We start from the raw sequence: 13,727 nt of genomic DNA, 5'->3' as shown, positions 1-13,727 counted from the left end.
GCGAGGACCACAAGAAGTGGCGGCGCCTGCTCGACCCGATGTTCGCGCCGAAGCAAGTTGCGCGCCTGGAGGCGCAGGTGCGCGACCTGGCACGGGAACTCATCGACGGCTTCGCGCCCACTGGCAAGGCGGAACTGTACGAGGATTTCTGCACACCACTGCCGTGCCTGATCTTTCTGCGCCTCGTCGGCGCGCCCGTCGAGGATCTCGACTTCTTCCTCGAATTCAAGGAAGGCGTCGTTCATCCGAAGGGCGAAACCACCGAAGAGATCGACGCCGACATGGCCGCTGCAGGCGGCAAACTGATGGAGTACTTTGTCGGGTTTCTCGCCGAGAAACGCAAGAACGCCGACAGTGAGGACGACGTCATCGCCAACCTGATCAGGTCAGAAATCGACGGGCAGCCACTGGCAGAGTTGGACCTCGTCAACATCCTGTTCCTGTTCATGTTCGCGGGGCTCGACACCGTCACCTCATCCATGTCGTGCATCTTCGGCTGGCTGGGCCGGCACCCGGAGGAGTGCAAACGGCTCGCGCAGGACATGTCATTGATCACCGCGGCGGTCGAAGAACTGCTGCGATACGAGTCGCCCGTACCCTCCGGAATGCGATATCCCACAGAGGACATCGACCTCGGCGACGGCCTGGTGATCCGGGCGGGGGAGGACATCAACGCGTTCTGGGCCTCGGCCAACGTTGACCCGACCTTCTACGACGATGCGTTGACGGTCAAGCTCGACCGCGGGCGCAAAGATCACATGGTGTTCGCCACCGGTACCCACCGATGCCTTGGCTCCCATCTGGCACGGCTCGAGCTGCGATTGGCCGTCGAGGAGCTGCTCAAGCGGATCCCCGACTACACGGTCGATACCGCGGCACTGACGTACGACAACTGCGCGGTGCGGGCTGTGGAGAATCTGTGGATCTCGTTCCCGCCGAGTTCTACGAGATGATTGGAGGATGATGGACAAGGGCGAGCGTTACGACCCTCGGCTCTCGGAGTGGGTGCTGGCCATGGCCAGCGAACCACACCCGCAGCAGCACTACCACGACAAGGCGCGGGATGTGCGTGCCGAGCGTTCGCCGGACGGTGTCCTCTGGCTGTACCGACATAACGACATCGTGGCGATCAATCGTCACCCCGGAGTCACGGGCGCGGGCGGCCGCGGCGGCAGCTTCGGCAACGACAATCCGTTGATTCCGCTGGAGATCGACGGCGAGGAACACAAGAAATGGCGAAGGTTGCTCGATCCGCTGTTCGCGCCGAAACGTGTAGCGCTGCTGGAGAATTCGGTTCGTCAGTTGGCCAGAGAACTCGTCGACGAGTTCCTGCCCAAGGGCCAGGCCGAGTTGTACAACGACTTCTGTGTACCGCTTCCATGCCTGACGTTTCTGCGACTCGTCGGTGCTCCCGTCAGCGACCTGGACTTCTTCCTCGAGTTCAAAGATGGCGTCATCCATCCCCAAGGGGCCACGATGGAAGAGATGCAGGCCAACATGGCGATCGCCGCGGGAAAGATCTACGAGTACTTCGTCGGGTTCCTCGCCGAAAAGCGCAAGACGGCCGAACACGAGGACGACGTTATCGCCAGCCTCATCAAGTCCGAGGTCGATGGCGAGCCCATGCCGGACCTCAACTTGGTCAATATCTTGTTCTTGTTCATGTTCGCGGGACTCGACACCGTGACATCGTCGATGTCACTCGCTTTCGCATGGCTGGGGCAGCACCCGTCCGAACGCGACCGGCTCGTCAAAGACAAGTCTCTGATCCCGGCAGCCGTCGAGGAGATCATGCGCTTTGAGTCGCCGGTTCCGGAGGGCTTTCGGTATGCGGAGGAGGATATCGATCTCGGCGACGGCCTCGTGATCAAGGCCGGCGAGGTGGTTCACGCGAGTTGGGCTGCGGCCAACGTCGACCCCACCTTCTACGACGATCCACTCACGACGAACTTCGACCGTGCACGCAAGGACCACCTGGTCTTCGCGAGCGGCACCCACCGGTGCTTGGGGTCGCATCTCGCGCGTTTGGAAATGCGGCTGGCTCTAGAAGAGCTTCTCGACCGCATTCCCAATTACACGGTGGGGCCGGAGGATTCGCTGGTTTACGACAACGTAGCGGTGCGGATGGTCAAGCACCTGCCGATCACTTTCCCGGTGCCAGCGGTTGCAAGTAGTTGATCAAGGCCGATATCACCGTCGATGTGACACTCGCCTGCAATATTGAGCGGCCGCTTCGTATCGTCGCGACAATCTGCCCGCCCGAACCGGAGCGGCGACAATGGCGCTGTCGCACTGAGGGTCACGGCCACTGGTGAGCAGATGCAACAGTGCCCGATTTCGCCCTGAACTAGGCAGTTTCGCGTCTGCTCCCGGTTCGGCTTCGCCGGCACGGACTTGGCCAGCGCGTCGCGTCGTAGCACCGGCAACCGTTGGGCGAAAACGTCGCTGGGCTTGCTGAGGCGACGGTTCAGAGAAGTGCAGCCGCGAGCTGGCGCACTGATCGCGTGGGAACCCCTCGTCATCCGTGGTCACCACTTGCAGGCACACCCGGTCGCTGCGAACCTCGGCCTCTAGTGCCCTGCTCCGACCGGTGAGGTCGACCAGGACGCGGCGTTCATCGTTTCGGTCACGTTGGCGTGTGACCATTCCGGCGGCTTCCAGCCGTTTAACGACAGGCGTGATGGTGCCGGTATCCATATCCGGGCGCGCGCCCGATGCGCCCCACGGTCTGCGGCGCTCCGTCAACCAGCGCCAGGATGACGAGCTACTGGGAGACGTCAGGCCTGGCGGTTCGAAGAATGGGTTTGTGGAAACGAATCATTCGGTTCGCCGCCCCGTACAACGCGAACGACAGCTGCCGGCCCAACTCGTATCGCGAACCCCTTCTAGTGCGCTGTTTCACAGCGCGCTAGATACTAGTACTAGTACCTAGGCGGGCGCATCGTATCTAGACCGTGAATCCGGCGACACCATTGCGAGGCGGTGGAACTACGTGGACGCGATTCCCGCGGTTCTCCGAGATATCGCGTCACGTCTCCGGTTACAGCCTCGGCCGGTTTTGCCGGAGTATGGATTTCACTTCGCGCGGTTCATACCGCTTGGACACCTGTGACGCGCTAGTCGAGGGGAAGCTGTTCCCCGACTGGACTGGTCGGGCTGAAATTCACTGGCAACGTCGAATATCCGTTCACCTGACCGAGTGACGGATACCGTTGTGCCGCAGCAAGGTCTACCTTGAGATCCGGCAGCCGGCGCAGCGTGGCCTTCAGAACTTCCTGAAACTGCACCCGGCCCAGATTCGAGCCGAGGCAGCGGTGTGCACCAAGCCCGAAGGCCTGATGACGGTTCGGCCAGCGCTCCAGATTGACCTCGTCGGGATTTTCGAACACCGAGTCGTCCTGGTTCGCCGAAGCCCACGACAGCAGCAACCGGTCACCGGGGCACAAGCGTTGGCCGCCAAGTTCGGTTTCGGTCGTCACCGTCCGGGCCAGCGCAGGTGCCGGCGACGCCCACCGGAGGAACTCCTCGGTGGCGCGCTTCAATAGCTCCGGCTCATCGATGAGCCGCTGCTTTTCCGCCGGATGCTCCGATAGCCAGGCGTACGCGTGAGAGAGCAGGCCAGTACTGGTGTCCACACCACCGATTAGCTGCAGGAAGCAGATCTTGAGGATTTCCTCCTCGGACAGCGGTTCATCATTGATCTTCGAGTCCAAAAGGAACGTCAGCAGGTCCTCAGCGGGCGTGTCGCGGCGCTTGCTCAGCTCCTCGGACAGCCGCCCGAGGACACGGAATATGCCCTCAATCGCGCGTTGATACATTTCAGAGCCCGGCACCGCCCAGGAAATCTCGTGAAAGGGAGTGGCAACATCCTCCCAGTCGGCCAGTGGTAGTCCGAGCAGCTTCATCGTGAGCATCGCCGGCGCGGGGCTGGCGAGGTCCTTGACGATGTCGCATTCGCCGGCTTCGCAGAATCGATCGATAAGAGCGTTGGAAACCTGCTCGATGAACGGGCGCCACTGCTCGGCCGCGCCTGGCGAGAACTTAGGATTCAACAACTCGCGGTATTCGTTGAACCGTGGCGGGTCGACCTCGAGTGGGATCAGCTGCATTGGGGGCGACGGGATGGCGGTTCCCTTGTACCCCTTGCGCTCGCCCATCAAGTCGTTGTCCGATGAGAAGGTGTGATCGTCCAGCGCGACCTTCTTCACGTCGTCGTAGCGGGACACCACCCAGTAGCCGCCGTGCGCCTCGGTCCACGCGACGGGGCATCTGGACCGGAGGTCCTTGGTGACTTCGCGCCAGTTGTCGGCGAATACGGCCGAATGATGATCGAAATCGACGGTCGGGCGTGCGGTCGGATTCTCGGTCTCAGTCATGTTCTCTCGATTCAGGTCACATCAGGTTGACGAAAACGTTTTTCGGCTGCGTGAATTCGCGGATCCCGTCGAATCCGCCCAGCCGTCCCCACCCGCTCTGCTTGACGCCACCGAACGGCACCGATGTGGGAATGCCAAGGAAGCCGTTAATCCAGATCAATCCGACGTCCAATTGCTGGGCCACCGCGTGGGCGCGCTTGAGGTTCGACGTCTGGACGTAGGCGGCCAACCCGAACGGCGAGTCGTTCGCGATCCGCACGGCCTCCTCCTCGGTGTCGAACGGAATCACCGCGACGACGGGGCCGAAGATCTCTTCTCGGGCCAGTGGTGAGGAGTTGTCGACGTCCGCGAACACGGTCGGTGCGATGAAGTAACCATCGGAGAGGTCACCGCCCAGTCGCTCGCCGCCGGCCACGACGCGCGCTCCGCTACTCCTGGCGGTGTCGATCACGCGCATGATGCGTTCTGCGGCACTGGCATTGATGACCGGTCCGAAGAAGGTCGACGCAACCAGCGGGTCACCGACCTCGAGAGTCCCCAGCACCCCCTGCACCAAGGCCAGCACCTCTTCGTAGACCGGTCGTTCTACCAGTACCCGCGTACCGTTGATGCAGCCTTGACCGCTGCCCTGCATGCCAAGGATGGCCTGCATGGCGGCGTTGTTGAGGTCGGCGTCGGCGAAGATGATGTTCGCCGACTTCCCGCCGAGTTCCAGGCCCACTGGCTTGAGCACGTCCTTTGCCGTGTCAAGGATGTGTTTCGCGGTGGCGCCGCTGCCGGTGAAGTGGATCTTGTCGATGCCGGGGTGCGCGACCATCGCCTGGCCACCCTCGGGGCCGGCTGTCACCACGTTGAGCACGCCGGGCGGGAATCCGGCCTCCAGGAACAGCTCGCCGATACGGATCGCCGCGTAGGGCGCCAACTCCGGCGGCTTCAGCAGTACGCAGTTGCCCGCGGCAAGCGCGGGCGCCACAGTCATGCCCACGGCGTAGATGGGACCGTTCCACGGAATGATGATGCCCACAACGCCGTAAGGGTTGAGCGTGGCGTAGTCGAGTGATGGTGTCGGCCAGGTCGGAATGACATCGCCGACCAACTTGTCGGCCCACCCCCCGTAATACGAGAAGGCGTCCGCCGCGTTCGCCGGCCCACCGGCAGCGGCGAATACCGGCATGCTGTTGTCGATCTGGGAGATCGCCACCAGTTCCTCTGAGTTCTCGCGGAAGACTTGAGCTGCGCGAAACAGCAGCTCGCGGCGTTGGTCGGGGGTGGTCGCGCGCCAAGCCGGCAGCGCCGATCTCGCTGCCTGAACCGCGATGTCTATCTCCCGAGCCCCCGCCAGTGTCACATTGCCTGTGGTCTTGCCGGTCGCGCCGTAGACGTGATCGACAGCCCCGCCGGAGCTGTCGTCGATTCGCCGGTCACCGATGAGAAGCGTCGGCTTGGGCAGCTTCTCAACCGGCGGAGCGATGATGGGCACTGGGCCTCCTGAGTATGGCGTGGCTCTCGCATTCGGACCGCAGCCCACGCTACCGCCAATCGAGGTTTCCTGACAAGAGTGTCGATTCCCTCTGCCGGATGGCGAAAACCTGTGTGGTTCGGGTGTTGGTGTGTAGGGCAGTGTCGGGCGCGGTTGCCGTCGCATACTGCCCGGACATGTCAAAATCTATATATGCCTAGGACCTCCCCGCGGCCGCAGACCAGCGTCCGACAAACCGGACCGGCATCGGACATCGGCCGTAAAGGACTGCGGACGAAGATGCGCATCATGGTCGAGACCAAGCGCCTACTGCTGGAGAAAGGCTACGACGCCACGTCGATCAGCGACATCACTGAGGCGAGCGGCATCCGACGTGCATCGTTTTACACGTACTTCACCAGCAAGCAGGACGTGCTTCTCGCCATCGGACACGATGCCGAGGAAGCTGGCATCATCGCCGCCGAGGGTTTGCGGCAGATGGACCACGCGGCCACCATCGACGACGTTGCGGGCTGGGTGGAGGAGTACCTCGCCTTCTGGGACGAACACGGATCCTTCGTCCACGCCGCGTTCCAAGCTGCGTACGCTCACGCGGAACTACGGGAATGGAGCATTACTGCCGAGATGACCGGCGCCAAGATCTTGTCTCAAGCGCTGATCAAGCTCCGCGGCGGCAAGCGCCTGCCGGGTATCGATCCGATGGTGCAAGGGCTCGCAATACAGTCGATGATCGAACGCTTCTGGTACCACTGGCGCGTCGCGGGCGCTCCGGTGAAGGAAGCGGCAGTCTGCCGCAGTATCGCCCAGATCATTTGGGCAAGCGCGCACAGTGATCCTGCGAACTGAGACGCTGCGAACAGTCTAGCCGTTAAGTCGCGCGATGGTCGTGCATTCTTGACAATAGCGTTGACTTTTGCTTGCCTCAGCCTCAGGGCACCTCTGGAGTGGAGGAGAATCGCTGTGGTCACTGGAGCGCGCACCGTACCGCCTGCACGCCGGCTTTCGGCCAGAGGACTGATCCCGACTGCCGCGACAGTCGTCAGTGGCATTGCGCTCATGGCCGTGGTTCTCTTCGTCGCGGGGCGTAGCGGAGGCACTCTCACTGATCCGGTGGGCGCGCGCATGTGGGAGACCGCCATGTGGGCAGTCGCTGCCGTGTTCCTGACAATCGGTGTCCTGCAATCTTTTCACGAACGAAAGTTGAGCCGCGTCTTCCTGCTGACGGTGGCATCCGGCTCGGCATTCTGGCAAGAAACCTATGGGGACTGGGGCAGCTACCTGCTCTACAGCCCGAGATTCGCCAGGTACGGATGGGGCGAAACTATCTGGACGTCGCCGGTGCGGTGCTGGTGGTTCATCGCTGGCTACGTTTTCTTCTACGTCAGCTTTTTTCTAGCGCTCGAGAAGGCGTTCTACGTCGTCAAGGATCGCTGGCCCAACTCCAATCCATACATGACGACGACGATCGTCTCGTTTCCGATGTTCTACCTCTTCGATCTAATCGTCGAAGGCGCCGCACACGGCTTCGGCTGGTGGCACTATCAGTTTGCCTTCGGCCCGACCATCGCCGTCGGTGACGGACACTTCCCACTTGTGTGGCCGATATTGGAGCAGGTGCCGTTCATGGCGCTGGTCGTATTCGCCGCCACCTGGCGAAATAGCAACGGCGAAGACATCTTCCAACTGCTGGCGCGCAAAGTGGTGAAGCGGCGGCCCGGACAGCTTGCGATCCTGGCGTCGTGGATCGTCACCCTGAACGTCACATTCCTGTTGACCACGATCCTGCCCTTGATGGCTTTGCGCTGGCTGGCGGGCCCGGCCAGTCTGACCATCCCATGAGTCAGCGTTGTTCGGGTCGGGAGCGTGTGTGCCGCCGCCGCTCGCGCCAGGCGAAGCCCGCGGGCTCCTGTCGGGTACAAACCAACTAGTGTGTCGATAAAGTGCCGACGTGAATGGAGTAGAGGATGACCTCAGACGGCGTCGGCGCCAGGATCCGAGTTGCACATGTTGGTACCGGACTCACGGGTCGGGAGGCATTGCGCGGGATACTCGCGAACGATCGCCTGGAGTTGACGGCCCTCTGGGTGTCGTCAGAGGAGAAGATCGGTCGCGACGCAGGCGAGCTCATCGGGGTCGACCCTGTCGGTGTCGCCGCTGTCGGGTCGTTCGACGAACTGCTGGCGACGACGCCCGACGTCGTGAGCTACTGTGCGAACGGGCTCGGTCGAGAAGTTGAGGTGGTCGCCGAGATCGCGCGGGCGCTGTCGGCCGGCGTCAACGTCATCACGATCTCGCTGTTGGGCCTGTTGTACCCGCCCGCTGCGCCCGAGAATTTGCGAAAGCCATTGGAGGAGGCTGCGGCTCAGGGTGGTTCGACATTCCTGTCGACGGGACTGGACCCCGGCTTCTCCAGCGACGTTCTGCCGCTTGCACTACTGACGATGTCGGATGAGGTCGAGCATGTGCTTGTGCAGGAGATCGGGATCTACGACCACTACGACGTCGAGCCGGTCATTCGAGACATCATGGGTTTCGGCCGCCCACCCACTTACGAAGCACCGATCACCGCCGGCGGTGCCTTCGAAGCCTTCTGGGGTCCGATGGTTCGTCAGCTGGCCGACCGCCTTGGCGTTGAACTGGACGAGCTGGTGGGGACGTCGGATAAGGCTGTACACGACGAGGATCTGAATACCTCGGTCGGCCTGATGGAGGCGGGCACCGTGGTCGCGCTGCGAGTCGCCTGTGAAGGCCGGGTGGCCGGACGCGCCGTGATCACCGCCGAGCACATCACGCGAATGGCTGCCGAAGTGGCGCCGGAATGGCCGACATTCGACGGTGTCGGTGAATCGAATTATCGTGTCACGATCACGGGCAACCCGAACATGCGGTGTGATCTCGACCTCGGGCGCGCCGGCGACGTGTGGGGATCGGTCAGCGGTACAGCGATGCGCCTGGTCAATCTAATCGGCGAGATGCCGAATGCGCGATCGGGTCTCATCTCCGCACTTGAGTTGCCGCTGGTTCCATCGCGCCACGTCGTCACGGCTCAAAGGGTGAGCCAATGAACAACCGCACCCGCGTCGTCATCTGGGGCCCCGGCCGTCTCGGCGGATTCGTGCTACGGGTGCTGCTGCAGCGACCAGAGGAGTTCGACGTGGTCGGAGTCTTCGCCTTCTCGCCCGAAAAGGAGGGGCGCGACATCGGGGAACTCGTCGGCCTGCCCCCGCACGGCGGTGTGACCGTCACCCGCGATCGCGATGAGATCGACCGGCTGGACGCTGATGTCGTGATCTTCACTCCGCTGGTGGCATTGGAGCCCACCCAAAGCCACGCGGACGCACTGCGACTGCTTGCCGGCGGGAAGAATCTCCTGCTCGCGCACGATTACTTTTATCCGGCAGGAATCAGCGACGGGTACGCGCGTGAAGTCGACGACGCCTGCCGGCGTGGAAACTCGTCGGTATTGGCTGTGGGTTCCTCTCCGGGATTCGTCGCCGAACGGTTGGCGACCACTTTGGCCGGTCATACGTTGGAGGTGGCCCACGTCGATGTCCTCGAGCGGATGGACTGCACCGACCTCGATGCGCACGTCTATCCGCTTCTGGGTTTCGGCGCGAAACCCGATGACTTCCCGCGCGATCAGATCATCGCGATGTTCGACCACATGTACCGGCAGACACCGCATGCCGTCGCCGCGCAGCTGGGGCAGCGGCTCGACAGGGTCGATGTGGATGCCCGCTTCGCCACGACCACCCGGGAGTTGACCGGGGCGAGCGCGCCGGTCCCGCCGGGAACGGTCGCGGGCACGGAGTTCTCCTGGACCGGGATCATTGACGAGGAGCCGTTCGTGACGGTCATCTGCCGGTGGGTGTGCGATTTGGAGATCGCCGGTTGGGAGGCCGACAACGACTGGATCATCACCGTGGAGGGCACGCCTTCACTGCAGATCCGGTATGCCCGGGGACTTTCGTTCGCCAACGGAATACGGCACGGCGGGCATGTCGACGATCCCGACGGTGAACACTGGATGGACTCGCAGTCCTGGACGTCGGTGGCGGCGTTCGTCAACGCCATTCCCGGCGTGATCGCGGCGCCACCAGGCCATTTGCTGGCCCCGGTGTTCGGCATCCCGCAGCATCGCCGAATCGGTTCGGGCTTGGCGATGCGCTGAGCGGACGACCACGCGCATACCACTATCGAAGGAAGGTTCACAGTGCCCAACCTGCTCGACGGCGTACGCGTGGTCGAATCGGCCGTGCTGCTCAATGGCGACACCGTGGGAATGCTGCTCGGTGACCTCGGCGCCGATGTCATCAAGGTCGAGTCACCCCCGGCCGGTGACTACCTGCGCTACTTTCTCGGCCAGATCGTCCCCGGCGTGAGCGTGCCGCACGCCCAGGTCAACAGAAACAAGCGCTCGGTGCTGCTCGACCTCACCGAGGACGCCGACCGGGACACATTCTGGCGACTGATCGACACCGCGGACATCTTCGTCGACGGCAACCGCCCCGGGGTCTGCGACAAGCTGGGGGTGGGTCCGGACGCGATGCGCGCCCGCAAACCGAGCCTTGTGTACGTGCAGCACACTGGTTTCGGTGCCACCGGCCCCTACGCCAGCATTCCGACCCACGGGATGCTGATGAACGCCCTCGTCGGTGCCCACGCCGTACAGCGCGGCGAGGACGGTCTGCTCGAGCGTGGTTCGTTCGAGGACGACGGAGCCAACCTCGGTGGTGAGGCGACGAGCGTGGGCGGCCTGCATGCCGCACTGCAGGCCGTGGCGGCGTTGCTTCGGGCCAGGGAAACCGGCGTAGGCGCCTACATCGATGTCGCGGGTTCGGATGCGACCGCCATGACGGCGTGGTTGCCGATAGTGTTGCAGCGCAACGCCGAGCGCATCACCGACCGCTCCGGTATGGCCGCCAGATCCGACGGTGAGATGACGGGTTCGCGCTACCAGTTCTACGAGACCGCGGATAACAGGGTTGTCCTGTTCGGTTGTATCGAGCAGCGCTTCTGGGACAAGTGGGCGGCGGCTGCAGGGCGCGACGACCTGATCGGCCGACAGGCCGACACGTCCAACGATTCGGTGGACTGGGGCGATGAGGCGGAGCGCCGTCTGGTTGCCGAGGTGATCGCCACGAAGACGTTGGACGAGTGGCTGAGACTGGCCGCCGAATACGGCTTCGCGCTCGGGGCGGCCCATCAGAGCGTCGACGAGGTCGCCGCCGATCCGCACATCGCCGGCCGCAACGTCTTCGTCGAGGGCCAACATCCGGTGGCGGGACCGATCTCGTACGTGGGATCGGCCGCAATCGTTGACGGCGAACCTTTTACGGTGCGTCGCCACGCACCGGCCCCGGGCGAACACACCGACGAGATCCTCGCGGAATTGGATATTGCCCGGTAACCGAATCAGCGGCCCGCCGCACCTATCGACGAGCCGCCGTCGACACTCCACACCTGACCGGTCACGTGCGTGCACGCGTCGCTGGCAAGAAATACGGCGACCTCGGCTATCTCCTCCGGGGCTGCGATGCGGCCGTCCGGAATCGCGGCGGCCACCTGCGCCCGCACGTCGTCGTCGGCCGTGCTCAGCAAGTCCGTGTCAGTGGCTCCCGGAGCGACGACATTCACCCGAATTCCTTTGTCTGCGTACTCGATCGCGGCGTGGCGAGCCATGGCGTGGGTCGCCGCCTTACTCATGCCGTACGCCGATGCTCGGGGTGCCGGACGAAGCGCGCCGAGGCTGCCGACGACGACTACGGCACCTCCTCCTGAGGCTGACATCAGTCGAATTCCCATTTGCAGACACAGGTATGTGCCGCGGATATTGGTGGCGATGATGGCGTCGAGGTCTCCGACGGATGTCTCGTGCAGCATCGCATTCACTCCGATGGCGGAGTTGCAGATCAGGATGTCCAGCCCACCATTTTGCTGCGCGATGTTCTCAGCAAGATGCTCGACCGCTCGATGATCGGTGATGTCGCAGACGTGCGTCGCCATGGGAGAGCTCGCCAACGATGCGGTCTCGGCCAGCCGGGCAGCTGTGCGACCCACCACCGACACGTGAGCGCCATCGCGGGCCAGCTGCAGCGCGATCGCCCGTCCGATCCCCGCGCCACCGCCGATAACGACGGCAAACCGACCTGCCAATCGGTTGCCGGTCAACGCGGAACGCCGATCTCAGGAACCAGCGCGTGCAACTGCTCGAGCGTGCGCAGGTACGCGGCATGGTCGTCCAGCCTCAGTCGGGCGTCGTCCAGTACCGCCGGGTGAGTGTGAGCGATGCTGCGACCCTCCTCGATTGCTGCGACGAGGATCGATGCGGCCTGTTCGGGTGTGATCGCGTCCGCGAGCGCCGCGCGGGCATAGGCATTCGTCTGCGCGTGCTGCTCCAGTAGTGGCGTCCGCATTCCCTTGGGGCAGAACGCAGTAGTGGTGACGCCGGCCGCGCCATAGGTCATGGCCAGCCATTCCACGGCCGCGAGTTGAGCGTGCTTCGTCATCGCATAGCCCATGGAGACCGGGTTGGTGGTCAGCGCGTTCGAGGACACGACGGCGACGAAATGTCCGCTGCCGCGCTTCAGCCAGCCGGGCAGTAATGCCCTGGCCGCCCACACTTGCGACATCGCATGCAGGTTCCACATGAGGGAGAAGGTGGCGTCGTCCGTGAACGGGTCACACGTTATCCCAGTGCCGGCGTTGGCAATCCACATGTCGACTCTGCCGAAACGGTCGACTGCGGCGTCGACTACGGCCCGGACACCGGACTCGCTACCCATGTCCGCAGCAATCCCGTAGCTGTCGTACTTAGCGGCAGTCAGGTGGGCTGCCTCCTCGTCGATGTCGGCGATCACGAGACCACCCGGCGCTTTCGCGCTGATCGTGCGCGCCAACGCGGCGCCCAGGCCAAGGCCGGCTCCGGTCACGACGACAACCCGTTCGCGAATGTCGATGATCAGTCCTCCGATGACTCGACAGATACTTGACAAGTATGTCGAATAATTCTTAGCGTGACGGACAATCGAAGAACGGGCAAGGGGCAATATGAGTGATTCATTCCGGGTCGACGGCAGGACGGCACTCGTCACAGGCGCCGCCCAGGGCATCGGCACCGAGATCGCGCGGGTTCTCCATGCGGCCGGTGCCCGGGTCGCAGTCGCCGACATCCAGGTAGAGGCCGGGCGCGCACTCGCGGGAGCTTTGGGCGAGCGCGCGATGTTTGTCGAGTTGGACGTCACGGATCCGGACAGCTGGGCTGCCGCGGTCTCGTCCGTCCGCCATACGCTGGGCTCGATCGATGTTCTGGTGAACAACGCGGGCACGTCGGGCCCATTCGCCGATGTCGCCGACATCAGCGTCGTGGACTACCTGAAGGTGATTGCCGTCGACCAGCACGGAGCGTTCTTCGGGATGCGGGCGGTGATCCCGCAGATGCTCCAAGCGGGCGGCGGATCGATCGTGAACATCTCGTCGGTGTGTGGCCTGTCCCATGCTCCTTTCACACCTAACGCGGCCTACACCACTGCCAAGTTCGCAGTCCGCGGTATGACCAAGGCGGCCGCGGTGCAATACGGCCCTAGAGGGATCAGGGTGAATTCCGTGCACCCGGGTGGGGTCTTGACCGACATGCTCGCGCAGGTGCTCCCTGAAGACGCTCGTAGCGTCATATCGGCGGGCGTTCCGATGAGCCGGATGGCCGATCCCGCCGAGGTGGCAAGGATGGTGTTGTTCCTCGCCTCCGAGGCGTCGTCGTATACGACCGGTTCCGAGCTGGTCGTCGACGGTGGCCTGACGGCGGTCTGAGCGCGGTCGCGCTTTCGACCAGCTACCGCGAATCGACGGTATTGTCGAAGAACGTACCTGGT

Annotated in this window: 13 protein-coding genes; 8 read left to right on the top strand and 5 right to left on the bottom strand. The window is 63.5% G+C overall.

Annotated features, from left to right (window positions below; all coding sequences use genetic code 11):
- Both A9X04_RS11805 and A9X04_RS11800 read left to right on the top strand, forming a co-directional pair.
- The coding region (locus A9X04_RS11805; RefSeq protein ID WP_067920494.1) for a cytochrome P450 at positions 1 to 953 on the top strand (953 nt) is incomplete at its 5' end.
- 7 nt (positions 954 to 960) lie between these two features.
- Positions 961 to 2,178, top strand: a complete 1,218-nt coding sequence (locus A9X04_RS11800) for a cytochrome P450 (protein ID WP_369828943.1) — start codon at positions 961 to 963, stop codon at positions 2,176 to 2,178.
- Between the two features lie 12 nt (positions 2,179 to 2,190).
- Here the strand turns inward: A9X04_RS11800 and A9X04_RS29675 are convergent, their stop codons facing one another.
- The 3 genes from A9X04_RS29675 to A9X04_RS11790 all read right to left on the bottom strand — a co-directional run bounded on the left by A9X04_RS29675 (position 2,191) and on the right by A9X04_RS11790 (position 5,856).
- On the bottom strand, positions 2,191 to 2,697 hold the full coding sequence (locus A9X04_RS29675; RefSeq protein WP_197509143.1) for a MarR family transcriptional regulator: 507 nt from the start codon (positions 2,695 to 2,697) through the stop codon (positions 2,191 to 2,193).
- Between the two features lie 419 nt (positions 2,698 to 3,116).
- Positions 3,117 to 4,376: a cytochrome P450 gene (locus A9X04_RS11795; RefSeq protein ID WP_067920491.1), complete on the bottom strand. Its 1,260-nt coding sequence runs from the start codon at positions 4,374 to 4,376 to the stop codon at positions 3,117 to 3,119.
- Positions 4,377 to 4,392: 16 nt separating this feature from the next.
- Positions 4,393 to 5,856 carry an aldehyde dehydrogenase gene (locus tag A9X04_RS11790; RefSeq protein WP_067920489.1) on the bottom strand — a complete coding sequence of 488 codons (1,464 nt, stop codon included), beginning with the start codon at positions 5,854 to 5,856 and terminating at the stop codon, positions 4,393 to 4,395.
- Positions 5,857 to 6,135: 279 nt separating this feature from the next.
- On the opposite strand from A9X04_RS11790, the gene A9X04_RS11785 reads away from it, so the two are divergent.
- The 5 genes from A9X04_RS11785 (at position 6,136) to A9X04_RS11765 (ending at position 11,266) form a co-directional block, all read left to right on the top strand.
- Positions 6,136 to 6,702 carry a TetR/AcrR family transcriptional regulator gene (locus tag A9X04_RS11785; RefSeq protein ID WP_067920486.1) on the top strand — a complete coding sequence of 189 codons (567 nt, stop codon included), beginning with the start codon at positions 6,136 to 6,138 and terminating at the stop codon, positions 6,700 to 6,702.
- 114 nt (positions 6,703 to 6,816) lie between these two features.
- Complete coding sequence (locus A9X04_RS11780; RefSeq protein ID WP_156764329.1) at positions 6,817 to 7,695, top strand: hypothetical protein; 879 nt, start codon at positions 6,817 to 6,819, stop codon at positions 7,693 to 7,695.
- A gap of 125 nt (positions 7,696 to 7,820) precedes the next feature.
- Positions 7,821 to 8,921: a hypothetical protein gene (locus tag A9X04_RS11775; RefSeq protein ID WP_156764328.1), complete on the top strand. Its 1,101-nt coding sequence runs from the start codon at positions 7,821 to 7,823 to the stop codon at positions 8,919 to 8,921.
- Positions 8,918 to 10,027: a hypothetical protein gene (locus A9X04_RS11770; RefSeq protein WP_067920482.1), complete on the top strand. Its 1,110-nt coding sequence runs from the start codon at positions 8,918 to 8,920 to the stop codon at positions 10,025 to 10,027. The genes A9X04_RS11775 and A9X04_RS11770 overlap by 4 nt, the downstream gene beginning before the upstream one ends.
- Positions 10,028 to 10,069: 42 nt before the next feature.
- The gene (locus A9X04_RS11765) at positions 10,070 to 11,266 is read left to right on the top strand and encodes a CaiB/BaiF CoA-transferase family protein (RefSeq protein WP_067920480.1); all 1,197 of its coding nucleotides are present in this window, start codon (positions 10,070 to 10,072) and stop codon (positions 11,264 to 11,266) included.
- Between the two features lie 5 nt (positions 11,267 to 11,271).
- On the opposite strand, the gene A9X04_RS11760 is transcribed toward A9X04_RS11765, so the two are convergent.
- Positions 11,272 to 12,027, bottom strand: a complete 756-nt coding sequence (locus A9X04_RS11760; RefSeq protein ID WP_067920478.1) for an SDR family NAD(P)-dependent oxidoreductase — start codon at positions 12,025 to 12,027, stop codon at positions 11,272 to 11,274.
- Entirely contained in the window at positions 12,024 to 12,788 is a 765-nt protein-coding gene (locus A9X04_RS11755) for an SDR family oxidoreductase (RefSeq protein WP_158086196.1), read from the bottom strand. The genes A9X04_RS11760 and A9X04_RS11755 overlap by 4 nt, the downstream gene beginning before the upstream one ends.
- A gap of 118 nt (positions 12,789 to 12,906) precedes the next feature.
- Between A9X04_RS11755 and A9X04_RS11750 the strand changes: the two genes are divergently transcribed.
- On the top strand, positions 12,907 to 13,665 hold the full coding sequence (locus A9X04_RS11750; RefSeq protein WP_067920476.1) for an SDR family NAD(P)-dependent oxidoreductase: 759 nt from the start codon (positions 12,907 to 12,909) through the stop codon (positions 13,663 to 13,665).
- The last annotated feature ends 62 nt before the right edge of the window (positions 13,666 to 13,727 follow it).

The organism is Mycobacterium sp. E3247, assembly GCF_001667785.1.
Taxonomy (GTDB): domain Bacteria; phylum Actinomycetota; class Actinomycetes; order Mycobacteriales; family Mycobacteriaceae; genus Mycobacterium.
This window is presented reverse-complemented; position numbering and strand designations above follow the sequence as displayed.

Excerpts from the sequence above, each read along its gene's own strand:
- A9X04_RS29675 (WP_197509143.1), bottom strand. The coding sequence starts at position 2,697 with ATGGATACCGGCACCATCACGCCTGTCGTTAAACGGCTGGAAGCCGCC.
- A9X04_RS11785 (WP_067920486.1), top strand. The coding sequence starts at position 6,136 with ATGCGCATCATGGTCGAGACCAAGCGCCTACTGCTGGAGAAAGGCTAC.
- A9X04_RS11750 (WP_067920476.1), top strand. The coding sequence starts at position 12,907 with ATGAGTGATTCATTCCGGGTCGACGGCAGGACGGCACTCGTCACAGGC.
- A9X04_RS11775 (WP_156764328.1), top strand. The coding sequence starts at position 7,821 with ATGACCTCAGACGGCGTCGGCGCCAGGATCCGAGTTGCACATGTTGGT.
- A9X04_RS11800 (WP_369828943.1), top strand. The coding sequence starts at position 961 with ATGATGGACAAGGGCGAGCGTTACGACCCTCGGCTCTCGGAGTGGGTG.
- A9X04_RS11770 (WP_067920482.1), top strand. The coding sequence starts at position 8,918 with ATGAACAACCGCACCCGCGTCGTCATCTGGGGCCCCGGCCGTCTCGGC.
- A9X04_RS11795 (WP_067920491.1), bottom strand. The coding sequence starts at position 4,376 with ATGACTGAGACCGAGAATCCGACCGCACGCCCGACCGTCGATTTCGAT.